This window comes from Pseudomonas sp. R25(2017), from assembly GCF_002112565.1.
Taxonomy (GTDB): domain Bacteria; phylum Pseudomonadota; class Gammaproteobacteria; order Pseudomonadales; family Pseudomonadaceae; genus Aquipseudomonas; species Aquipseudomonas ekonensis.
Genome location: NZ_NEHZ01000011.1, coordinates 55006 through 78848 on the forward strand (window position 1 = coordinate 55006; position 23843 = coordinate 78848).

The following is a 23843-nucleotide window of genomic DNA, read 5'->3' on the forward strand; positions in this document are numbered from 1 at the left end:
CGAGTAGAGGGCCGAAGTACAACTTAGGAAATGACCTACGTGAAAAGCAGACCGCTTCACTTTGTCGGTCTAGGCAGCGAACTGTTTCACGCGGAAATTGAGAAAAGCCCTACCGGGCCATCCGAATTTTCCACAACGTCAGGAAAACATTCAGATGGCCCGGCAGGGCTGTGCCGTGTCTCAGGAAGACAGGTAGGAGGAGCGGGTCAGGCCCAGGCGCAGGGCATCGAGGAACTGGGTGCGCTCGTTGGCGCTGATGCGGGCACTGGCGCACTTGTCGCGGTAGTGGGTCATCAGTTCCTCCGGCGACAGGTGCACATAGCGCAGCATGTCTTCGATGGTGTCGTGGGTTTCGATGCCGGCGTGGTACACGCTGCCGTCGGCGTTCTGGTAGATGTTCACCGAGTCGGTGTCGCCGAACAGGTTGTGCATGTCGCCGAGGATTTCCTGGTAGGCGCCGACCAGGAACACGCCCAGCAGATAATCCTCGCCGTCGTTCAGTGCGTGCACCGGCAGGCTGGTCTCGATGCTCTGCTCGTCGACGTACTGGTTGATCTTGCCGTCGGAGTCGCAGGTCAGGTCCTGCAGCACGGCGCGGCGCAGCGGCTCTTCATCCAGGCGGTGCAGCGGGATGATCGGCAGCACCTGGTCGATCGCCCAGGTGTCCGGCAGGCTCTGGAACACCGAGAAGTTGCAGATGTACTTGTCGGCCAGCTTGTCGTTGAGTTCGTCCAGCACCTGACGGTGCGAACGCTGACGCGCCTTCAGCGAGTTGTGCAGGCGACGGCACACGGCGAAGTAGCACTGCTCGGCCAGGGCCTTTTCGGCCAGGGTCAGCTTGCCGTCGGCGTACTGGGCCGCCACGTCGCTCATGTAGTGGGTGGCGCGCCAGTAGGTTTCGGTGACCATCTCGATGTCGGTCGGGCCGAGCAGGTCCACCAGCCACTGCACGGTTTCCGGCAGCGCTTCCTTGTTTTCGATCTGCGGCACGTCGTCGTTGTGTTTCTCGACGTCGGTCACCTGCACCACCAGCATGGCGTGGTGGGCGGTCAGCGAACGGCCGCTCTCGGAGAAGATGTGCGGGTGCGGCAGGCTCTGCGCGTCGCAGAACTCCTTGAGCATGCCCACCACCACGCCGGCGTAGTCGTCCATGTCGTAGTTGATCGAGCTGGCGTTGCGCGAGTGGGTGCCGTCGTAGTCCACGCCCAGGCCGCCGCCGACGTCGATGTGATCGACCGGCAGGCCGAGGTTGCGCAGCTCGCCGTAGTAGCGGATCGCTTCCTTGAAGCCGTGCTGGTAGTCGGCCAGGTTGGCGATCTGCGAACCCATGTGAAAGTGCAGCAGGCGGATGCCCTGATCCAGGCCCGCCGCGCGGAAACGCTCGACCACCGACAGCAGCTGCGCCGCCGACAGGCCGAACTTGGACTTCTCACCGCCGGTGTCCGCCCACTTCGACGAGGCCAGCGACGACAGGCGCACGCGCAGGCCGACCTGCGGCTTCACACGCAGGGAGGCGGCCTCTTCGATCACCAGGCCGACTTCCGATTCCTTCTCGATCACGATGAACACGTTGTGGCCGAGCTTCTGGCCCATCAGCGCCAGGCGGATGAACTCGCGGTCCTTGTAGCCGTTGCAGACGATGGTGCCGCCCTTCGGCGCCAGCGCCAGCACCGCCAGCAGCTCAGGCTTGGAGCCGGCCTCAAGGCCGATGGACACGTTCTGGGTGGCGATGATGTTCTCGATCACCGCTTCTTGCTGGTTGACCTTGATCGGGTACAGCGCGGTGTACTTGCTCTGGTATTCCAGACGCTCGATGTTCGCGTCGAAGGCGCCGGTCAGCTGACGGACGCGGTCTTGCAGGATGTCGGGGAAGCGCACCAGCAACGGCAGGGACAAGCCGCTCTTGCGCAGCTGGTCGACCTGTTCGAACAGGTCGATGGGCGAACTGCTCGGGCCGTTCGGACGAACTTCGACGCGACCGGCGTCATTGATCGCGAAATACCCGGCCCCCCAATGGCGGATCCCGTAAACACTGCGGCTGTCCGCAACTGTCCATTGGCTGCCATCGTCTTTGCGTGTGCGTCGTACGGACATCGAAGTCCCCTATAAAGAAGTCATGAAGCGTCGCCTGACAGTCAGGCCGGCGCAGTCTAAAGAATGAAAATGACGGTTCGTCAGCGGGCGGTAGACCGCGCCCGCTGTCACGAGTTTAGAGACCGGTCATGAACAGGCTCTGTGAAAACCAATGAGACGACGCCGGACCTGAAGGGATTCAGGGCCGGATCAAGCCGCGAGTGGCTTTCACAGAGGCTGCTAGCCGCCGGACTTCTTCGCCTTGAAACCTTGCTTGATCAGCTCGGCCAAGAGTAGCTCGACATGATCGCCCTGGATTTCGATGACCCCGTCCTTCAGCGCACCGCCGGTGCCGCAACGTTTCTTCAACGTCGCCGCCAGCTCCTTGAGCGCGTCGATGGCCAGCGGCACGCCGGTGATGGTGGTCACCGTCTTGCCGCCACGGCCCTTGCTCTCGCGTCGCACGCGGGCAATGCCGTCGCCGGCCGGGATTTGCGTCTGTCTGCAGATGCAGGCGTCCACCGGTTTACTGCATTCCGGGCAATGACGACCTGCGTCGGTGGAAAACACCAGGCCGCCCAGGGCGGCGAAGGATGCGGCTTTTTTGGCCACCGGCAATCCTCTCGGGAGGACAAAAGACTGGCCGCCGCCTTGGGCAAGGCGATCGACCGCGAAGCCCCACTCAGGCAGGGGCAGCGCTACTGCATCGACGCTTTCGGGAAAGCGGGCCGGCGCAGCTTGAAAAGGTCGCGCAGTGTAACGGCAAAAAGCCGACTTGCTAAGAGCCAATCGGCGCCAATTTACACCTTCTTTGCGACGTCGTTGCCCCGGGCCTTCAGATAGCGTTCCAACGCCGCCAAGGAGTCCGGGCAGTAAGGCTTTTGCGTGATTTCCAGCATGACCTGTCCGACGGGCATGAAGCATGCCTCCAGCACTTCTTCGGGCTGCAGCTTCAGGGGGCCGTCCCACACCGCCGAGAACGCCGAGCACCACAGGCGGCTTTCGCTGTCCTCGAAGAAGAAATGGTCGTGGGCGGTCAGTTCGACGCCGCTCACGCCCAGCTCCTCTTCCAGCTCGCGGGCCGCCGATTCGGCGTAGGTTTCGCTGGCCAGCACCATGCCGCCGGCCGCCACGTCCCAATACCCGGGATAGATCGCCTTGCTCAAGGTGCGCCGGTGCACGCACAGCTCGCCGGCAGAGTTGAACAGCATGATGTAGGTGCCGCGGCCGATCAGCCCGCGCTCACGCAGCTCGGCCCGCGCCAGGGAGCCGAGCAGGTTGTCCCGCTCGTCGACCCAGGCGATGCGTTCGGCGTCCGAGGCGGCGCGGTGGGCCGCCTCGTCGGGAAGGTCGCTCATGGCTCAACCCTGGTTGAGCAGTTGGCGCAGGTCGATCACGGCGGCGTTGGCCCGGGAGATGTAATTGGCCATCACCAGCGAGTGGTTGGCCAGCACCCCGAAACCGCTGCCGTTGAGGATCATCGGGCTCCACACCGGCTCCTGCGAGGCTTCCAGCTCGCGGATGATCTGGCGCACGCTGACCGTGGCGTTCTTCTTGGCCAGCACGTCGGCGAAGTCCACTTCGATGGCGCGCAGCAGGTGCGACAGCGCCCAGGCCTGGCCGCGGGCTTCATAGAAGACGTTGTCGATCTGCATCCACGGGGTCTCGACCACTTCCTCGTCGACCTGCGGCACTTCGCCCACGGCCGGCACTTCGGTCTTCAGCGCAGTGTTGAGCTTGACCCGGCCGACGCTGGCCGACAGCCGCTGCGACAGCGAACCCAGACGGGTGCCGACATCGCCCAGCCAGTTGTTCAGGTTGTCGGCGCGGGCGTAGAACAGCGCGCTCTTCTGGTCGGGGCTCGCCAGGCGCGCCTGGTAACGGGTCAGGGAATTGATGCCTTCCTGATACTCCGACTCGCTGGACGGCAGGATCCAGCTCTTGTTGTCGAAGTTGAAGCGCGGCTCGGCCTTGGCCAGGTCGGCGTCTTCGGCCGACTGCGACTGCGAACGGGCGAAGTCCTTGCGCAGGGCCCGGGTCAGGTCGCGCACCTGCACCAGCACGCCGTATTCCCAACTCGGCATGTTGTCCATCCACAGGCCCGGCGGGAAGCGGTCGTTGGAAATGTAGCCGCCCGGCTTGGTCAGCAACGTGCCGGCCACGGTCTTGAGGGTCTCGACGGTGGTGTAGCCGACCACCATCTGCTTGCCTTCCTTCTCGGCGGCGACCTGCGCGTTCTGCGCCACGGGAAACAGCGCCGGCTCCTGGCTCCAGTACCAGCCAAGGCCAATGGTCACCAACAGGTAAATGCCCACCAGGGTGGCCAGCGCACGGCTGAACAGCAGGCCGCCCAGATAGCTGCGGGTGGCCGACTTGGGTTCGGCGGCACGTTCAGGCGCGCTGCCCGCGCGGTTCTTCCAGTCCAGCATGGCGATATCCTTTCAGACTTGGGTTCAACGGTTCGACAGCAACCATACAGCAACGTGCCTTGCCCCGGCACCCGCCGTTGCGGGCATCCGGGAAAAACAGCGCTGCCGCGTCCCGAAAAAGGAAGGCTGGGCTGGGATTGGCATGGCGCCGCTCCTTGTTCGTTGAAACATGGGGTCATGACCGGGCAAACGTCTTCTAGGGGTTTCCCTGACCCTATCAACGATAAACGCCCTGAAAACCGATGCTGGAGAAAAGTAGAACGCCCTGTAGGACAACATCCGAAACGCGTCGGGAAATCTCTTCAACCATGAGAGGAAACTTCCTGTAAGCCCAGCCTACGGGCACTTTTCGCAAGCGCATGTCCCGGCCGAAACCGCCAAGTCGAAAACTGAATGGTGCTGCGCCGCAGATTATTGACGTACGACACTCATGTAAGGGAAAAGAGGTGCTAGCATAGAGCCACCAGTCGATCTCAGCATGCACCCTAACTAGTAGTCAGGATATGACCGAGCCAGAAGACCCCAGCCGTGAGCGCCTCAAGCACCACTTTGCCCAGCGGGTAATTCATCAGGCACGTCAGATTCTTGAGATATGGCAGCGCCTGCAACGCAGCGAATGGTCCACCGCCGACCTCGCCGAGCTGAGCGAGGCCAACCTGCGCCTGCTGCGTTTCGCCGAGCGCTTCGAACAGCCTGAGCACACGCAGCTGGCCCGCCACATCAGCCAGTCGCTGGAAGCCGTCGACGCCAACCGCGGCCGGCTGAGCAGCGGCCTGATCACCGACCTCAACCGCTTGATGCAGCGCCTGTCGCGCACTGGCCTGCGCCACGGCGACCAGCTCGACCAGACGTTCCTGCCGCCGCTGCGCAAACCGATCTACGTGCTGCTGCAAGACCATGACCGCGCCGAGCGGCTGGCCAAGCAACTGGAGTTCTTCGGCCTCACCGCCCAGGCGCTGGACAGCGTGTCGGCGTTCCGTTCCTCGATGGTCGAGCGCCTGCCCGCCGCCATCGTCATGGACGTGGACTTCAGCGCCCCCGGCGTCGGCCTGACCCTGGCCGCCGAAGCCCAGCAGGGCCTGGAGGAGCCGCTGCCGCTGCTGTTCTTCAGCCTGCACGAAACCGACACCCCGACCCGCCTGGCCGCCGTGCGCGCCGGCGGCCGGGAGTTCCTCACCGGCACCCTCGAAGCGTCGAGCCTGCTGGAGAAGATCGAGGTGCTGACCTGCGTCGCCCAGTACGAACCCTATAAAGTGCTGATCATCGACGACTCCCGCGCCCAGGCCCTGCACACCGAACGCCTGCTCAACAGCGCGGGCATCGTCACCCGCACCCTGATCGAGCCGATCCAGGCCATGGCCGAACTGGCGGATTTCCAGCCGGACCTGATCATCCTCGACATGTACATGCCGGCCTGCACCGGCACCGAACTGGCCAAAGTCATCCGCCACAATGACCGCTACGTCAGCGTGCCGATCATTTACCTGTCGGCCGAGGACGACCTGGACAAGCAGCTCGACGCCATGAGCGAGGGCGGCGACGACTTCCTGACCAAACCGATCAAACCGCGCCACCTGATCACCACCGTGCGCAACCGCGCCGCCCGGGCGCGCAACCTCAAGGCGCGGATGGTGCGCGACAGTCTCACCGGCCTGTACAACCACACCCACATCCTGCAACTGCTGGAGGACTGCTCGTTCCGCGCCCGCCGCGAGGGCAAGCCGCTGAGCTTCGCCATGCTCGACATCGACCACTTCAAGCGGGTCAACGACAGCCACGGCCACCCGATGGGCGACCGGGTGATCAAGAGCCTGGCGCTGTTCCTCAAGCAGCGCCTGCGCAAGACCGACTTCATCGGCCGCTACGGCGGCGAGGAATTCGCCATCGTCATGCCCGACACCGACCTGACCGCCGCGCACAACGTGCTCGACGAGATCCGCCAGCGCTTCGCCGAGATCCACTACCCGGCGCAGCCGCAGGATCTGTGGTGCACCTTCAGCGCCGGTGTCGTGGAGATGAGCGAGGACTCCGACAGCCTGATGATGGCCACCCAGGCCGACGAGGCCCTGTACCGCGCCAAGGGCGAAGGGCGCAACCGGGTGCAGGTCGCCCGGGACTCAAAGCAAAGTGCCACTTTTTCATCGGAATCCACCGATTCGGTCATAACCCTGTAACAGAACCGCAATAAATTCAGGCGCTTACCATTTCTGCCGTTGGTAGCCGTCATGCGCCTGAAGTTGCTCACCAATCTCAACACGCTGTTGCTGGTCGCCGTGTGCGTGGCCCTCGGCGCCACGCTGTGGTGGTCGCAGAGAGCCCTGGAGCGCCCTTACCTGCTGATGGAGCGCTACCTGGGTCTGTCGCAGCGCTTTCAGAACGATGCGGCACGCAACGTCGAAGACTACCTCGCCAGCGGCGACGCCCTGCGCCTGAGCGGCGCCACCGCCGCCCTCGACGACCTGCAAAAGGAACTCGGCGAACTGCCGCCCGCCCTGGCCGACACCCTGCGGCCGAGCCTTTCGGACCTGGACGATTTCAGCAAGACCGACCTGCTGGCGGCCGGCAAGCTGGCCGGCGACCCGCAAGCGCTGCTGGTGCAGGCCGAACGGGAGCTGAGCGCCAGCCTCGACCAGCTCAGCACCTACGCCAACGGCAATGCGGCGTACCTGGCGCCGCTGCTCAACGCGGCGCAGCACCTGGGCAAGCTGACGCTGGCCCGGGACAAACTGGTCAGCAGCGGCCGCAGCGAACTGGCCGCCGACGTCGAACGGGAAGTCGCCAACCTGCGTGCCCAGGCCCAGGCCATCGATGCCCTGCCGTTGCTCGGCGTGATCAGCCAGAGCGAATCCGGCAGCGACGACTTCGCCGCGATGATGGGCATCGAAAGCACCGAAAAGGCCGCCGCCGAAGACGCCGGCGTCGGCCTCAAGCGTGAACTCAACAGCCTGCTCGGCCGCTACCCGGCGGAGCTTTCGCGCACCCGCGAGCAGATCCAGAAGCGAACCGACCTTGCCGCCGCCACCCACCGGAAGATCGCCGCCGTGCAGCAGGCCATCGCCGGGCTGGAGCCGGCCGTGCGCGCCCAGCACGGCCAGATCCAGGGCGAGGTGCGGCTGATGCAGGGCGTGATGATCGGCCTGATCCTGTTGATCGCGCTGCTGATCGACACCTTGCAGCGGCGCCTGGCCCGCACGCTCACCAACCTCGCGCCGGCGCTGTCGACCTGGGCCGAGGGCGACTTCAGCCGCGACATCCGGCTGGGCAAGACCAACCGCGAACTGCACGACATCGAAGCCTCGCTCAACCGCTTGCGCGCCTACCTGGTGGATCTGGTCGGCACCATCCGCGGCAACGCCGAGCAGGTGGCCGGCAGCAGTCGCACCCTGGCCGAGCTGAGCAACGACCTGCACAGCGGCGCCGAACACCAGGCCGGGGACACCGCGCTGATCCGCGACTCCCTCAGCGAACTGGAAGCGACCATCCAGCAAGTGGCCGGCGACGCCCGCCAGGCCGCCGACGCCAGCCGCCATGCCGGGCAGGCCGTCGAGCACGGCCAGCAGGTGATCGGCCAGAGCCTCACCGGGCTGCATGCGCTGGTCGGCGAGGTGCAGGGCAACGCGCAGATGATCGAACACCTGGCGGAGGAGTCCGCCACCATCGGCGGCGTGCTGACGGTGATCCGCTCGATCGCCGACCAGACCAACCTGCTGGCGCTCAACGCCGCCATCGAAGCGGCCCGGGCCGGCGAGATGGGCCGCGGCTTCGCCGTGGTGGCCGAGGAAGTCCGCTCGCTGGCGCAACGCACCGCCGGGGCCACCGCCGAGATCCAGACGCTGATCGCCGGCCTGCAGACCGCCGCCCGTCAATCGGTCGAAGGCATGCGCACCCAGGTCGAACACGCCGAAGCCACGGCCAACCAGGCCCAGGCGGCGGACGGGGCGCTGGACAAGATCGTCGGCGCGATCCAGACCATCGCCGCCACCGCCGTACGCATCGCCGACGTCACCGCCCAGCAGAGCGGCGCGGTCAGCGAGATCCGCGACCACAGCGAGCGGATCCACCAGTTGGGCGGGGACAACCTGCTGCGCATCGGCCAAGGGCGCGAGCAAGGCGAAAACCTGCTGGAGCTGGGCGGGCAACTGCACACGGCGGTGCAGGCTTTCCGCGTCTGACCGGCGGCATGGGCGGGCTGGGCCTGCGGGAGCAACCGTCTTGCGCTGCCGGGCCCCATCGCCGGCAGGCCGGCGCCCCCAGGCACGATATCGCACACACCATTGCGCTGCGTCAGGCCAATCGCCGCAGCGCGTCCTGCAGTCCCCGGCACCGTCCGCTATCATGCCCTCAATTCCGATACGCGAGATTGTCATGCGCCGCCTGCTTTGCCTCCTGCTCTTGATCCTTGCCCTGCCGGCCGGCGCCGCCGGGCTGTTCGACAGCAAACCCAGCGCCTCCCTGGGCTCGATCAACAACAGCGCCGACTTCCTGCCGGTGCGCGAAGCCTTCCGGCTGAGCCTGGTCGAAACCACGCCGCAGTCGGTCAAGCTGCGCTTCGTCGCCACCGAGGGCTATTACCTCTACCGCCACCGCTTCCAGTTCCGCGCCGACCCGTCCGACGTGACGCTGGGCGCCGCGCAACTGCAGCCGGGCGAGCAGAAGCACGACGAGTTCTTCGGTGACGTGGAGGTCTACCACGGCATCACCGATGTCGAACTGCCGCGCAACGATGCCCGCCCCTTCACGCTCGCCGTCACCTATCAGGGCTGCGCCGACAAGGGCTTGTGCTATCCGCCGGAGACCGAACGGCTGAACATCGAAGGCAGCGCTTCGGCCGGCACGGCGCCGCCCGCCTGGGACTGGCGCGACCTGGCGCTGTTCTTCCTTGCGGGCCTGGGCCTGACGTTCACGCCCTGCGTGCTGCCGATGCTGCCGATCCTTTCCGGCGTGGTGCTGCGCGGCCAGGTCGGCGGGTTACGCGGCTTCAACCTGTCGCTCGCCTATGTGCTGCCGATGGCGGCGTGCTTTGCCCTGCTGGGGGCGCTGATGGGACTGTTCGGTGCGCAGCTCAACCTGCAGGCGCGGCTGCAGTCGGCGTGGGTGCTGGTGCCGTTCGCCCTGTTCTTTGCGGTGTTCGCCCTGGCGATGTTCGGCGTGTTCGAGCTCAAGCTGCCGCACGTCATCAGCAGCCGCCTCGACCGTATCGCCGGACGCACCGAAGGCGGCTCGTTGTGGGGCGCGGCGGTGCTGGGCGTGGTCTCCAGTTTGCTGGTGTCGCCGTGCGTCTCGGCGCCGCTGGCCGGTGCGCTGCTATATATAAGCGCCAGTGGCGATGCGCTGGGCGGCGGGCTGAAGCTGTTCATGCTCGGTCTGGGCATGGGCGCGCCGCTGTTGCTGGTGGCCACCGGCGGCGCCGCATGGCTGCCCAAGAGCGGGCCATGGATGATGTACGTGAAGAACGGCATCGGCGTGCTGTTGCTGGGGCTGTCGATCGGTTTGCTCAGCCGCGTGCTGCCGGGCCAGGTCACGTTGCTGCTGATCGGGCTGCTGGCCGGCGGCGTGGGCCTGTTCCTCGGTGCGCTGGAGTTCGTCTACAAGCCGCCGCGCAAACGCCTCGGCCAGTTGCTGGGGATGTTCCTGCTGTTCTATGCGCTGGCCTGCTGGTACGGCGCGTTCAGCGGCCAGACCGACCCGCTGAACCCCATTGCTCCGCGCATGGCCCAACATGACGCACCGGCCCAGGACAGCGGTCGGTGGCAGACCGTCAGCACCCCGGTGGAACTGGACCGCGTGCTGCTGGAGGCGAAGGCCGCCGGCACCCCGCTGCTGCTCGACTGGTACGCCGACTGGTGCATCAGCTGCAAGGTCATCGAGCACGAAGTGCTCAACGACGCCACGGTCATGGAGCGGCTCAAGGGCTACCGGCTGATCCGCTTCGATATCACCGCAAGCACCGCCGAACAGCGCTCCCTGCTCGACCGCTACACCCTGTTCGGCCCGCCGGCGCTGATGTTCTTCGGCAAGGACGGTAACGAACGCCTTGATGTGCGGGTGATCGGCGAGATCGGCGCGGCCGGCTTCCTTGAGCGGATCCGCCAGGCGAATGACCGGATTTAATCACTCGGTCACATACTTTGCGCAAACATCGGGCATCGTGCTGGCTATTGCAGAGAACTGGACAGTCACAAAGTCTTTGCGGCATAGTCGCCGGGTTCCGACGAAGGCTCACCCCAAACAAGGTACACGCAGATGGCAACGCTATTGGTGCTGCACGGCCCCAACCTGAACCTGCTCGGCACCCGGGAACCGGGCACCTACGGCTCGACCACCCTGGCGCAGATCAACCAGGACCTGGAGCGCCGCGCCCGCGAAGCCGGCCATCACCTGCTGTACCTGCAGAGCAACGCCGAGTACGAACTGATCGACCGGATCCATGCCGCCCGCGACGAGGGCGTGGACTTCATCCTGATCAATCCGGCGGCTTTTACGCACACAAGTGTCGCATTACGTGACGCGCTGCTGGCGGTGAGCATCCCATTCATCGAAGTGCATCTGTCCAACGTGCACAAACGCGAACCTTTCCGCCATCACTCCTACTTCTCCGATGTTGCGGTGGGAGTGATCTGCGGCCTTGGCGCCAGCGGTTACCGACTGGCCCTGGAGGCCGCCCTGGAACAGCTTGAACGACAGGCAACGGCTTGAACAACAAGCGTTAAACGCCCCTGACCGACCCTTGGGAGTTGATGATTCATGGATATCCGTAAAGTTAAGAAACTGATCGAATTGCTGGAAGAGTCCGGCATCGACGAGCTCGAGATCAAGGAAGGCGAAGAGTCCGTACGCATCAGCCGCAACAGCAAAGTTGCGCCGCAGCAGTACTACGCGCCGGCGCCTGCTCCGGTCGCCGCCCCAGCCGCACCGGCCGCCGCCCCAGTGGCTGCAGCCGCCCCGGCCGCCGCTGCCGCTCCAGCGCTGAACGGCACCGTCGCCCGTTCGCCGATGGTCGGCACTTTCTACCGCAAGGCATCGCCGACCTCGCCGGCCTTCGTTGAAGTTGGCCAGACCGTGAAGAAAGGCGACACCCTGTGCATCGTCGAAGCCATGAAGATGATGAACCACATCGAGGCGGAAGCCAGCGGCGTGATCGAATCCATCCTCGTCGAAGACGGTCAGCCGGTTGAGTTCGACCAACCGCTGTTCACCATCGTTTGAACTGCGGAGAGCCTTTGATGACTGCGAAGTTGGAAAAAGTTCTGATCGCTAACCGCGGTGAGATCGCCCTGCGGATTCTGCGTGCCTGCAAAGAGATGGGCATCAAGACCGTCGCCGTTTACTCCAAGGCCGACAAAGAGCTGATGCACCTGGGCCTGGCGGACGAATCCGTCTGCATCGGCCCGGCTTCCGCCGCGCACTCCTACCTGCACATCCCGGCGATCATCGCCGCCGCCGAAGTGACCGGCGCCACCGCCATTCACCCAGGCTACGGCTTCCTCGCGGAAAACGCGGACTTCGCCGAGCAGGTCGAGAACTCCGGCTTCGCCTTCATCGGCCCGAAGGCCGACACCATTCGCCTGATGGGCGACAAGGTCTCGGCCAAGCACGCGATGATCACCGCCGGCGTTCCGACCGTACCGGGCTCCGACGGCCCGCTGCCGGAAGACGAAGAGACGGCGCTGCGCATCGGCCGTGAAGTCGGCTACCCGGTGATCATCAAGGCTGCCGGCGGCGGTGGCGGTCGCGGCATGCGCGTGGTGCACAAGGAAGAAGACCTGATCGCCTCGGCGAAACTGACCCGTTCCGAAGCGGGCGCAGCGTTCGGCAACCCGATGGTCTATCTGGAGAAGTTCCTGACCAACCCGCGCCACGTCGAAGTGCAAGTGCTCTCCGACGGCCAAGGCAACGCCATCCACCTGGGCGACCGCGACTGCTCGCTGCAGCGCCGTCACCAGAAGGTCCTCGAAGAAGCGCCGGCACCGGGCATCGACGAGCAGGCCCGCAAGGAAGTCCTCGCCCGCTGCGTCCAGGCGTGCATCGACATCGGCTACCGCGGTGCCGGCACCTTCGAGTTCCTGTACGAGAACGGCCGGTTCTACTTCATCGAAATGAACACCCGCGTTCAGGTGGAGCACCCGGTTTCGGAGATGGTCACCGGCATCGACATCGTCAAGGAGATGCTCAGCATCGCCGCCGGCAACAAGCTGTCGTTCACCCAGGACGACGTGGTCATCCGCGGCCACTCGCTGGAGTGCCGGATCAACGCCGAAGACCCGAAGACCTTCATGCCGAGCCCTGGCACGGTCAAGCATTTCCATGCACCGGGCGGCAACGGCGTTCGCGTCGATTCGCACCTGTACAGCGGTTATGCGGTTCCGCCGAACTACGACTCGCTGATCGGCAAGCTGATCACCTACGGCGCCACCCGCGACGAGGCCATGGCACGCATGCGCAACGCCCTGGACGAAATCGTGGTGGACGGGATCAAGACCAACATCCCGCTGCACCGTGACCTGACCCGCGACGAAGGCTTCTGCAAAGGGGGCGTGAACATTCACTACCTCGAGCACAAGCTGGCCGGCGACAAGCACTAAACTTCAGCCTGCGCACGACAAGGCCGCCTCCGGGCGGCCTTGTCGTATCCGCACCTCCGCTTCCTTGTGGAAGCGAGCCTGCTCGCGATGACGTCGGCACATTCAACACATACGGTGAATGGCACACCGCCTTCGCGAGCAGGCTCGCTCCTACAGGGGAAAGGCTGCGGTCAACACTGCTCCCACAAACGCCGTGCGCTCGCGTAAACTTGCGCGCTTCGCGCAGACCGCTAGGCTGCACATCAATCTTTTTCACAGGTGCCCGCCATGCCTTGGCTGCAAGTCCGTCTCGCCATCAGCCCAGAACAAGCCGAAACCTACGAAGACGCTTTCCTTGAAGTGGGCGCCGTTTCGGTGACCTTCATGGACGCCGAAGACCAACCGATCTTCGAGCCTGAACTCAACACCACCCCGCTGTGGTCGCACACCCATCTGCTGGCCCTGTTCGAGGGCGGCACCGAAGCCGCCGCCGTGCTGGCCCACCTTGAGCTGCTGACCGGCAGCCCGCTGCCCGAGCACCACAGCGAAGTGATCGAAGACCAGGACTGGGAACGCAGCTGGATGGACAACTTCCAGCCGATGCGCTTCGGCCAGCGCCTGTGGATCGTGCCGAGCTGGCACGCCGCACCCGAGCCCGGCGCGGTCAACCTGCTGCTGGATCCGGGCCTGGCGTTCGGCACCGGCACCCACCCGACCACCGCCCTGTGCCTGGAATGGCTCGACGGCCAGGACCTCAAAGGCTGCAACGTGCTGGACTTCGGCTGCGGCTCGGGGATCCTGGCCATCGCCGCCCTGCTGCTGGGCGCCAAGGAAGCGGTCGGCACCGACATCGACGTGCAGGCGCTGGAAGCCTCCCGCGACAACGCCGGGCGCAACGGCATCGCCGACGAACTGTTCCCGCTCTACCTGCCCCAGGATCTGCCGCAGGAAAAGGCCGACGTGCTGGTGGCCAACATCCTGGCAGGCCCCTTGGTCTCCCTCGCTGCGCAACTGTCCGGCCTGGTCAAGCCCGGCGGACGCCTGGCGTTGTCCGGCATCCTCGCCGAACAGGGCGATGAGGTCGCCGCCGCCTACGCCCAGGACTTCGACCTGGATCCGATCGCCAACCGTGACGGCTGGGTGCGCATCACCGGCCGTCGGCGCTAGAATGGCCGCCTGCACAATCCGGATCCTCGCATGACCGACAGCTTCGTCACCCAGTGCCCGCATTGCCAAACCAGCTTTCGCGTCAGCCACGCCCAATTGAGCGTGGCCCGCGGAGTGGTTCGTTGCGGCTCGTGCCTGCAAGTGTTCAACGCCGCCAAACAGCTGCTTGAACAGCGGGCCGGCAGGGAAACGGCCGTGCAGGCCGCGCCAGCGCCGAGCGAGCCGCCGCGCCCCGCGGAGCCGGCAGCCGCCGTACCGCAGCCTGCCGCCCCTGTCGAACCGGCACCGCCGCGCGCCATCAGCCAGAAGCAATGGAGCGCCGCCGAGCTGGACCTCGACAGCCTGGACCTGGACGAAGAGCTCGCCCGTCTCGAACAGCGGGAAATCCAGCCGATCACCGAGTCCGGCCGGCCCCGCGAAGAGTCCCTGAGCGCCCGCCGCGACAGCCACGAGCCGGACGACGGGGCCTGGCCCGACAGCCTGTTCAGCGAACCGGCGGACGAACGGATGGCCGCGCCGGCGCCGGACGACGAGCCACCGGCCGTCGAGCCGGAGCCGGCCAGGCCGCAGCGCACGGAGCCGTCGCTGTCGCTGGAACCTGTTGATCTGGACGACGAGCCGCCGATCCCGCAACTGCGGCTGCACGACCCGATCGACCCCGCCGCCCGCCAGGAGCGCCTGTCCGCGGACGACGAGCCCGAAGGCGAACTGCCGTCGGTCGAGCCCCTGCGCAAGAAACGCGAACGCGGCGAGCGCGCAGCCCCCGGCGTACGCGCCGAAGTGCTGCAGGACCTGACCGACGACCCGCTGCAGCTGGACTGGCAGAAACGCCGCTCCCCTTGGGGCCGGCGCTTTCTCTGGCTGCTGCTGATCATCCTCGCCGCCGCCGGTTTGGCCGGCCAGTACGTGGCCTACCATTTCGACGAACTGGCCCGCCAGGACCAGTACCGCCCGTGGTTCCAGCAACTGTGCCCGCAGATCGGCTGCACGGTGCCGTCGAAGGTCGACATCGCCAAGATCAAGAGCAGCAACCTGGTGGTGCGCAGCCATCCGGAGTTCAGCGGCGCGCTGGTGGTCGATGCGATCATCTACAACCGCGCTCCGTTCTCCCAACCGTTCCCGTTGCTGGAACTGCGCTTCGCCGACCTCAACGGGCACCTGATCGCCAGCCGTCGCTTCAAGCCCGGCGAGTACCTCAACGGCGACCTCGAAGGCATGGCGGAAATGCCGCCGCAGACGCCGATCCACATCGCGCTGGACATCCTCGACCCCGGGGCCAAAGCGGTGAACTACAGTCTGAGTTTCCACTCCCCCGAGTGAAACGCCCGGCCGCTGCGCGATTGGCGGCGGTTTTCTGACTTTGCCCGGCTCGACCAAACCGCTGGCGATAACAGAATAACTGTTCAGATTTTGTTCAATTCAGCCTTTATCCAGTCATCGAGAGCGGGTATCATGCCAACCCTTTTTCGAACTCTCATGATCCGGCCCCACTTCAGGGAAGTCCTATGTCGGCGGTACGCATCGGCCCATACACATTGCAGAACGGCTTGGTCCTCGCCCCGATGGCGGGGGTCACCGACCAGCCCTTCCGGCAGCTTTGCAAGCGTCTGGGCGCCGGGCTCGTGGTCTCGGAGATGGTCACCAGCGACATGAGCTTGTGGAACACCCGCAAGTCGCGCATGCGCATGATCCACGAAGGCGATCCCGAGCCGCGCTCGGTGCAGATCGCCGGCGGCGATGCGCAGATGCTGGCGGACGCGGCCCGGGCCAACGTCGGGCTGGGCGCGCAGATCATCGACATCAACATGGGTTGCCCGGCCAAGAAGGTCTGCAACAAGGCCGCCGGCTCCGCGTTGCTGAAGGATGAGGCGCTGGTCACCGAGATCCTGCACGCCGTGGTGGCGGCGGTCGATGTGCCGGTGACCCTGAAGATCCGCACCGGATGGGATCGCGAGAACAAGAACGGCCTGACCGTGGCGAAGATCGCCGAACAGGCCGGGATCACGGCGCTGGCGGTGCATGGCCGCACCCGCGCCGACCTGTACACCGGTGAGGCCGAGTACGACACGATCGCCGCGATCAAGCAGGCGGTGTCGATCCCGGTCTTCGCCAACGGCGACATCGATTCGCCGGAAAAGGCCCGGCACGTGCTCGACGCGACCGGCGCCGACGGCCTGCTGATCGGCCGGGCCGCCCAGGGGCGGCCGTGGATTTTCCGTGAGATCGAGCATTTCCTGCGCACCGGCGAAAAGCTGCCGGCGCCGGAGCTGATCGAGGTGGAACGCATTCTGCTTGAGCATCTGGCCGCCCTCCACGCGTTCTATGGGGACGTGATGGGCGTGCGCATCGCCCGCAAGCATGTGGGCTGGTATCTCGCAACCCTGCCGGGCGCCAGGGAGTTCCGCGCCCGCTTCAATCGTTTGGATGGTACGGAAACACAATGCGCCAACGTTCGGGAGTTCTTCGCCGAACGTTACAAGAGCCTGACAGGGGACGGAGAAGGGGTGGCCGCATGACGATGATGACCGAGACTTTAGTGAGTGGAACAACACCCGTGAGCGACAACGTGAATTTGAAACAGCACCTCAATACGCCGAGCGAAGAAGGCCAGACCCTTCGCGGGAGTGTCGAGAAGGCGCTGCACAATTATTTCGCCCACCTCGAGGGCGCAACCGTCACGGACGTGTACAACCTGGTGCTCTCCGAAGTCGAGGCTCCCCTGCTCGAAAGCGTGATGAACTACGTCAAGGGCAACCAGACCAAGGCCAGCGAGCTGCTCGGACTGAACCGCGGCACGCTGCGCAAGAAACTCAAGCAGTACGATTTGCTGTAAGCATTCAATACCAACCAGAAAGGCGCCCGCGTGAAACCGGTCGCCTTTTTTGCTGACTTCCCTTGCTTTTGATGGAAATTGAGATGACCGACCAGACTACCCGCCTGCCGATCCGCCGCGCCTTGATCAGCGTTTCCGACAAGACCGGGATCCTCGAATTCGCCAGGGAGCTGGAAGCCCTGGGCGTGGAAATCCTTTCCACCGGCGGGACCTTCAAGCTGCTGCAGGACAATGGCGTGTCCGCAGTGGAAGTCGCGGACTACACCGGTTTCGCCGAAATGATGGACGGCCGGGTCAAGACCCTGCACCCGAAAATCCACGGCGGCATCCTCGGCCGCCGCGGCACCGACGACGCCATCATGAACGAGCACGGCATCAAGCCGATCGATCTGGTCGCGGTCAACCTCTACCCGTTCGAAGCCACCATCAGCAAGCCCGGCTGCGACCTGCCGACCGCCATCGAGAACATCGACATCGGCGGGCCGACCATGGTGCGTTCGGCGGCGAAAAACCATAAAGACGTCGCCATCGTGGTGAACGCCAGCGACTACGCCAACGTGCTGCAGAACCTCAAGGCCGGCGGCCTGACCTACGCACAGCGCTTCGACCTGATGCTCAAGGCCTTCGAGCACACCGCCGCCTACGACGGCATGATCGCCAACTACATGGGCACCGTGAACCAGGCCACCGACGTGCTGAGCACCGAAGGCCGCAGCGAATTCCCGCGCACCTTCAACAGCCAGTTCATCAAGGCCCAGGAAATGCGCTACGGCGAGAACCCGCACCAGAGCGCGGCGTTCTACGTGGAAGCCAAACCGGCCGAAGCCGGCATCGCCACCGCCACCCAGCTGCAAGGCAAGGAACTGTCGTACAACAACGTGGCCGACACCGACGCCGCGCTGGAATGCGTGAAGAGCTTCGTCAAGCCGGCCTGCGTCATCGTCAAGCACGCCAACCCGTGCGGCGTTGCCGTGAGCCCGGACGCCGAAGGCGGCATCCGCCAGGCCTATGAGCTGGCCTACGCCACCGACACCGAGTCGGCGTTCGGCGGCATCATCGCCTTCAACCGCGAACTCGACGCCGAGACCGCCAAGGCCATCGTCGAGCGTCAGTTCGTCGAAGTGATCATCGCCCCGAGCGTCAGCGAAGAAGCCCGCGCCGTGGTGGCCGCCAAGGCCAACGTGCGCCTGCTGGCCTGCGGCGAGTGGTCGGCCGACCGCAGCCCGGCCTGGGACTACAAGCGCGTCAACGGCGGCCTGCTGGTGCAGAGCCGCGACATCGGCATGATCAGCGCCGACGACCTGAAGGTCGTGACCAAGCGCGCGCCGACCGAGCAGGAAATCAACGACCTGATCTTCGCCTGGAAAGTGGCCAAGTTCGTCAAGTCCAACGCCATCGTCTACGCCAAGAACCGTCAGACCATCGGTGTCGGCGCCGGCCAGATGAGCCGCGTGAACTCCGCCCGCATCGCCGCGATCAAGGCCGAGCACGCCGGTCTGCAGGTGGCCGGCTCGGTCATGGCGTCCGACGCGTTCTTCCCGTTCCGCGACGGCCTGGACAACGCGGCCAAGGTCGGCATCACCGCAGTGATCCAGCCGGGCGGCTCGATGCGTGACGCTGAAGTGATTGCCGCTGCCGATGAAGCCGGCATCGCCATGGTCTTCACCGGCATGCGCCACTTCCGTCACTAAGTACACGACCCACTGTAGGAGCGAGCCCGCTCGCGATAGCAATAGACCAGTCAACGCAGTATTGACTGATACACCGCCATCGCGAGCAGGCTCGCTCCTACAGAAAAGCATCCCAGCGGTGCTCCATAGAATTAGCGTCATCCGAGGTTTCTGAAATGAATGTTTTGATCATCGGCAGCGGTGGCCGTGAACACGCCCTGGCCTGGAAAGTGGCTCAGGATCCGCGCGTGCAGAAGGTTTTCGTGGCGCCGGGCAACGCCGGCACCGCCATTGAGGCCAAGTGCGAAAACGTCGCCATCGACGTGCTGGCCCTGGAGCAACTGGCCGACTTCGCCCAGAAGAACGTTTCCCTGACCATCGTCGGCCCGGAAGTGCCGCTGGTGGCCGGCGTCGTCGACCTGTTCCGCGCCCGTGGCCTGGACTGCTTCGGCCCGACCCAGGGTGCCGCGCAGCTCGAAGGTTCGAAGGCCTTCACCAAGGACTTCCTGGCCCGCCACAAGATCCCGACCGCCGACTATCAGAACTTCACCGAGATCGAGCCGGCCCTGGCCTACCTGCGTGAAAAAGGCGCGCCGATCGTGATCAAGGCCGACGGCCTGGCCGCCGGCAAAGGCGTGATCGTCGCCATGACCCTGGCCGAAGCCGAAGACGCCGTGCGCGACATGCTCGCCGGCAACGCCTTCGGCGACGCCGGTTCGCGCGTGGTCATCGAAGAATTCCTCGACGGCGAGGAAGCCAGCTTCATCGTCATGGTCGACGGCAAGAACGTCCTGCCGATGGCCACCAGCCAAGACCACAAGCGCGTCGGCGACGGCGACAGCGGCCCGAACACCGGCGGCATGGGCGCCTACTCCCCGGCCCCGGTGGTCACCGCCGACGTGCACCAGCGCGTGATGGATCAGGTGATCTGGCCGACCGTGCGCGGCATGGCCGCCGAAGGCAACGTCTACACCGGCTTCCTGTACGCGGGGCTGATGATCGACAAGGCCGGCAACCCCAAGGTCATCGAGTTCAACTGCCGCTTCGGCGACCCGGAGACCCAACCGGTGATGCTGCGCCTGCAGTCGAGCCTGGTGCTGCTGGTCGAGGCCGCCCTGGCCCAGGCGCTGGACAAGGTCGAAGCGCAGTGGGATCCGCGCCCGAGCGTCGGCATCGTGCTGGCCGCCGGCGGCTATCCGGGCGACTACGCCAAGGGCGCCGCGATCAACGGCCTGGACGCCGCCGCCGCGTTGGAAGGCAAGGTCTTCCACGCCGGCACCGCGCAAAAGGATGGCCAGATCGTGACCGCCGGCGGCCGGGTGCTCTGCGCCACCGCCATGGGCGACAGCGTCGGCGCAGCCCAGCAGCAGGCCTACCGCCTGGCGGCGGCGATCGACTGGGAAGGCTGCTTCTACCGCAAGGACATCGGCTACCGCGCCATCGCCCGTGAGCGTGGCGAATCCCGCTGATCGGTTGTCCGTGACGCCCGGCCGGGGGGCCATCCCCCGGTCGGGCTGTTCCGACGCTGCGCATCGTTATATTCTGGCATCAACCTACGAAGGGATTTCGCCGTGCGCTGGCTCAGGATCGCCATAGGCTTCACCGTCACGCTGTTGACCCTGCTCTGCATGCTGCCGGCCCAGGCCGGACAAGGCAGTGGCTGGGCGGTATTGCTCGACGAACAGGGCAACCTGCAACTGAGCGACATCCGCTCGCCCCGCTACACCAACCAATTCAGCCCCATCGACCTCGACCGCCTCACGGCGGCGGAGCCCGATGGTGCACTGTGGCTGCGCTTCAGGCTGGCCGCCGGCAAGCACGAGCAAGTGCTGCGGATCTTCGCCCCTGACCTGTCGCGCCTCAATCTCTACGTGCTGGACGGCGACACGCTGATCGACCAGCGCGAAAGCGGCACCGGCCAACCCCAGGTCGACCGGCCGCTGCCCAGCAGCGACTTCCTGGTGCCGCTGCCCCAGCGCGACAAACCCCTTGAGGTCTACCTGCGGCTGGTCTCCGACCACCAGTTGCGCCCGCACATCACCCTGCAGTCGGCGGTGATGTCGGCGGCCAACCAGAACCAGACCCTGCTCTACGGCCTGCTGTTCGGCTGCCTGGGCATGCTGATCCTGCACAACCTGATCCGCTACGGCTACACCCGCTCGCGCAGTTGCCTGTGGCTGGCGGTCTGCGAGGGCCTGCTGGGGCTCAGCCTGTTGCTGCTGCTCAACCTCGCCGGGCCCTGGCTGCCGGACTGGCACGCGATCCAGACCCCGGGCGCCTATCTGGCCCTGCTGCTGACCGCACCGGCCGGCCTGATGTTCGCCTTCCGGTTCTTCGCCCCGATCGGCCCGCACCCGCTCAACAAGCTGCTGCTGGCCGACATCCTGATCACCGTGATCTGCGGCCTGCTGCTGTTGTTCGTCAACACCCTGCCGCTGAACATCATCACCTACGCCCTGGTGGCCCTGGCCGGCCTGAGCATGCTGCTGGTCGGCGGCTACCACTGGCAGAAGGGCTACCGTCCGGCGCGGCTGTTCGTCGCCGCCATGGTGGTGTTCAACATCGGCACGCTGATCATCCTGCCGGCCCTGCTGGGCCTGACCCTGGTCGCGCCGCAGGGCCTGATCATGACCCTGATGGGGTTCATCTGCATCAGCGGCCTGCTGATGAGCATCGCCCTGGGCGAGCGTCAGCGCAGCATCACCGAAAGCCGGTTCAGCATCAGCCGCGACCTGGCGGCGAGCAACGCCGAGATCAACGCCAAGGCCGAGTTCCTGGCCAAGATCAGTCACGAGATCCGCACGCCGATGAACGGCGTGCTGGGCATGACCGAACTGCTGCTGGGCACGCCGCTGTCGGTCAAGCAGCGCGACTACGTGCAGACCATCCACAGCGCCGGCAACGAACTGCTGACCCTGATCAACGAGATCCTCGACATTTCCCGCCTCGAATCCGGGCAGATCGAGCTCGACGACGTGCAGTTCGACCTCAACGCCCTGATCGAAGACTGCCTGAGCATCTACCGCGCCAAGGCCGAACAGCAGAACGTCGAGCTGATCAGCTTCATCCAGCCCCAGGTGCCGCGGGTCATCAGCGGCGACCCGACCCGCCTGCGCCAGACCCTGCTGAGCCTTCTGGAAAACGCCCTGAAGAAAACCGACGAAGGCGAAGTGCTGATCGTCGTCGCCCTCGACGACCGCAGCGTCAAGCCGCGCCTGCGCATCGCCGTGCAGGACAGCGGCCAGCCGATGGAGCAGGAAGAGCGCGACGCGCTGCTGCACGCGGAACTGCACAGCAAGCACTTCCTGTCGGCCAACCGCCTGGGCGGCAACCTGGGGCTGGTGATCGCACGGCAACTGATCCGGCTCATGCAGGGCGAGTTCGGCATCAAGAGCGGCGCAAGCCAGGGCAGCACCCTGTGGCTGACCCTGCCGCTGGATCCTGACCGCCTCGAACACCCGACCTCCGACCTCGACAGCCCGCTGCAAGGCGCGCGGGTGCTGGTGGTGGACGACAACGACACCTGCCGCAAAGTGCTGGTGCAGCAGTGCAGCGCCTGGGGCCTGAACGTCAGCGCCGTGCCGTCGGGCAAGGAGGCGTTGGCCCTGCTGCGCACCAAGGCGCACCTGCGCGACTACTTCGACGTGGTGCTGCTGGACCAGAACATGCCGGGCATGACCGGCATGCAGCTGGCGGCCAAGATCAAGGAAGACCCGAGCCTGAACCACGACATCCTGCTGATCATGCTCACCGGCATCAGCAATGCGCCGAGCAAGATCATCGCGCGCAATTCCGGGGTCAAGCGCATCCTGGCCAAGCCGGTGGCCGGCTACACCCTCAAGACCACCCTGGCCGACGAGCTGAACCAGCGCAACAAGGGGCAGGCCGTGTTCCAGCCGCAGCCGGCCGTCCCCGGCGCGGCGGTCAAGGTGCCGAGCGACTTCCGCATCCTGGTGGCCGAAGACAACACGATCTCCACCAAGGTGATCCGCGGCATGCTCGGCAAGCTCAACCTGCAGCCGGACACCGCCAGCAACGGCGAGGAAGCCTTGCAGGCCATGAAGGCCCAGCGCTACGACCTGGTGCTGATGGACTGCGAAATGCCGATCCTCGACGGTTTCTCCGCCACCCAGCAACTGCGGGCGTGGGAAGTCGGCAACCAGCGCATCCGCACGCCGATCGTGGCCCTGACCGCGCACATCCTCGCCGAACACAAGGAACGCGCGCGCCAGGCCGGCATGGACGGCCACATGGCCAAGCCGGTGGAACTGTCGCAACTGCGCGAACTGATCGAACACTGGGTGGCCCAGCGCGATCAGCAGAACCGCAACACGGTGCGAACGCCCTGATCAACCGGCCGGTTCGCAGCGAACACTGTCCGGCGGGCTGAAGTCGATCTCCCTGATGAGATCGACATGCGGCTCCAACCGCTTGGCCAGCGTGTCACGGACGGGATCGAACAGCGGCGCGGCGAGGTCAGCCTGAAAGAAGCGTTGCTCCAGCGGCCCATGGAGCGTGTCCGCGGAGAAGACCCAGGCGTACGGATTGCCCTCGGCGGCGGCCGAAGACTTCAGCGTCACATAGGCGGCGTTCAGGCGAGGGCCGGGTTGCGCCACAACCACCATGAAGCGGTAGCGGTCACTTGCGGCTACCTGATCCTCCCCTTCGGCACCCACCGCTTGCCGGATCCTCCCTTGCAGAAACGCGACGGCAGGATCCGAGACCGGCAATGCCGCGATGGCCTGCAGGACCGGCACCCAGTCCCCTGCCTCGGCCAGCGACGGCTGCAGAACGTCGATCATCCCGCCCATCGCCTTGAACCCGACGCCCTGAGCCGGCGTGACCGTGCTCCACTCCACTTTCCTTTGCAGCCATTGGCCCTTCAGAACTTGCTGCCAGATGGAATACCAATCATCCGGATCGGCCGTGAGAGGAAACTTCTTGTTGGCCGCCAACTGCGCAAACAAGATTGAATGTTGAACATCTTGTATTTCTTGCTCAGCCATCCCGTACGGAAACAAAACGATGGCGCCTGAGTTGGCATAAACCGAGTATTGCTCTTTCATCTTTGCCTCCTGCACATGAAAAAGTGGCGACCACTGTGCGGTCG

Annotated in this window: 18 protein-coding genes; 13 read left to right on the forward strand and 5 right to left on the reverse strand. The window is 65.4% G+C overall.

The features are described 5' to 3' along the window. Positions 1-180: 180 nt before the first annotated feature. The 4 genes from speA to CAG31_RS15780 all read right to left on the reverse strand — a co-directional run bounded on the left by speA (position 181) and on the right by CAG31_RS15780 (position 4502). Positions 181-2094, reverse strand: a complete 1914-nt coding sequence (speA, locus tag CAG31_RS15765) for an arginine decarboxylase (RefSeq protein WP_085582687.1) — start codon at positions 2092-2094, stop codon at positions 181-183. A 219-nt stretch (positions 2095-2313) separates the two neighbouring features. After that, positions 2314-2685 (reverse strand): translation initiation factor Sui1, encoded by a 372-nt coding sequence (locus CAG31_RS15770; RefSeq protein ID WP_085582968.1) that lies wholly within the window; start codon positions 2683-2685, stop codon positions 2314-2316. Between the two features lie 188 nt (positions 2686-2873). After that, positions 2874-3431, reverse strand: coding sequence for an NUDIX hydrolase (locus tag CAG31_RS15775; protein ID WP_085582689.1), 558 nt, complete (start codon positions 3429-3431; stop codon positions 2874-2876). Positions 3432-3434: 3 nt separating this feature from the next. Then, positions 3435-4502, reverse strand: coding sequence for a DUF2333 family protein (locus CAG31_RS15780; protein WP_085582691.1), 1068 nt, complete (start codon positions 4500-4502; stop codon positions 3435-3437). 503 nt (positions 4503-5005) lie between these two features. Between CAG31_RS15780 and gcbA the strand changes: the two genes are divergently transcribed. The 13 genes from gcbA (at position 5006) to CAG31_RS15850 (ending at position 23082) form a co-directional block, all read left to right on the forward strand. Further along, entirely contained in the window at positions 5006-6676 is a 1671-nt protein-coding gene (gcbA, locus tag CAG31_RS15785) for a diguanylate cyclase GcbA (RefSeq protein WP_085582693.1), read from the forward strand. A 51-nt stretch (positions 6677-6727) separates the two neighbouring features. After that, a complete protein-coding gene (locus CAG31_RS15790; RefSeq protein WP_085582695.1) occupies positions 6728-8674 on the forward strand; it encodes a methyl-accepting chemotaxis protein in 1947 nt (648 codons plus the stop codon). Positions 8675-8867: 193 nt separating this feature from the next. Beyond that, complete coding sequence (locus CAG31_RS15795; RefSeq protein ID WP_085582697.1) at positions 8868-10613, forward strand: protein-disulfide reductase DsbD; 1746 nt, start codon at positions 8868-8870, stop codon at positions 10611-10613. 132 nt (positions 10614-10745) lie between these two features. After that, the gene (aroQ, locus tag CAG31_RS15800) at positions 10746-11198 is read left to right on the forward strand and encodes a type II 3-dehydroquinate dehydratase (protein ID WP_085582699.1); all 453 of its coding nucleotides are present in this window, start codon (positions 10746-10748) and stop codon (positions 11196-11198) included. A 48-nt stretch (positions 11199-11246) separates the two neighbouring features. After that, positions 11247-11708 carry an acetyl-CoA carboxylase biotin carboxyl carrier protein gene (gene accB, locus CAG31_RS15805; RefSeq protein WP_085582701.1) on the forward strand — a complete coding sequence of 154 codons (462 nt, stop codon included), beginning with the start codon at positions 11247-11249 and terminating at the stop codon, positions 11706-11708. Between the two features lie 17 nt (positions 11709-11725). Next, positions 11726-13084, forward strand: coding sequence for an acetyl-CoA carboxylase biotin carboxylase subunit (gene accC, locus CAG31_RS15810; protein WP_085582703.1), 1359 nt, complete (start codon positions 11726-11728; stop codon positions 13082-13084). A 267-nt stretch (positions 13085-13351) separates the two neighbouring features. Continuing rightward, the gene (gene prmA, locus CAG31_RS15820) at positions 13352-14230 is read left to right on the forward strand and encodes a 50S ribosomal protein L11 methyltransferase (RefSeq protein WP_085582707.1); all 879 of its coding nucleotides are present in this window, start codon (positions 13352-13354) and stop codon (positions 14228-14230) included. Between the two features lie 30 nt (positions 14231-14260). Beyond that, positions 14261-15550, forward strand: a complete 1290-nt coding sequence (locus CAG31_RS15825) for a DUF3426 domain-containing protein (RefSeq protein WP_085582709.1) — start codon at positions 14261-14263, stop codon at positions 15548-15550. 185 nt (positions 15551-15735) lie between these two features. Next, a complete protein-coding gene (gene dusB, locus CAG31_RS15830) occupies positions 15736-16746 on the forward strand; it encodes a tRNA dihydrouridine synthase DusB (protein ID WP_085582712.1) in 1011 nt (336 codons plus the stop codon). After that, positions 16743-17063: a DNA-binding transcriptional regulator Fis gene (gene fis / locus CAG31_RS15835; RefSeq protein ID WP_085582714.1), complete on the forward strand. Its 321-nt coding sequence runs from the start codon at positions 16743-16745 to the stop codon at positions 17061-17063. Before dusB ends, fis begins: the two co-directional genes overlap by 4 nt. An 83-nt stretch (positions 17064-17146) precedes the next feature. Then, positions 17147-18754, forward strand: coding sequence for a bifunctional phosphoribosylaminoimidazolecarboxamide formyltransferase/IMP cyclohydrolase (gene purH / locus CAG31_RS15840; protein ID WP_085582716.1), 1608 nt, complete (start codon positions 17147-17149; stop codon positions 18752-18754). A 155-nt stretch (positions 18755-18909) separates the two neighbouring features. Beyond that, positions 18910-20202, forward strand: coding sequence for a phosphoribosylamine--glycine ligase (gene purD, locus CAG31_RS15845; protein ID WP_085582718.1), 1293 nt, complete (start codon positions 18910-18912; stop codon positions 20200-20202). A gap of 102 nt (positions 20203-20304) precedes the next feature. Next, a complete protein-coding gene (locus CAG31_RS15850; RefSeq protein WP_085582720.1) occupies positions 20305-23082 on the forward strand; it encodes a hybrid sensor histidine kinase/response regulator in 2778 nt (925 codons plus the stop codon). On the opposite strand, the gene CAG31_RS15855 is transcribed toward CAG31_RS15850, so the two are convergent. Next, a complete protein-coding gene (locus CAG31_RS15855) occupies positions 23083-23799 on the reverse strand; it encodes a hypothetical protein (RefSeq protein WP_085582722.1) in 717 nt (238 codons plus the stop codon). Positions 23800-23843: the final 44 nt, after the last annotated feature.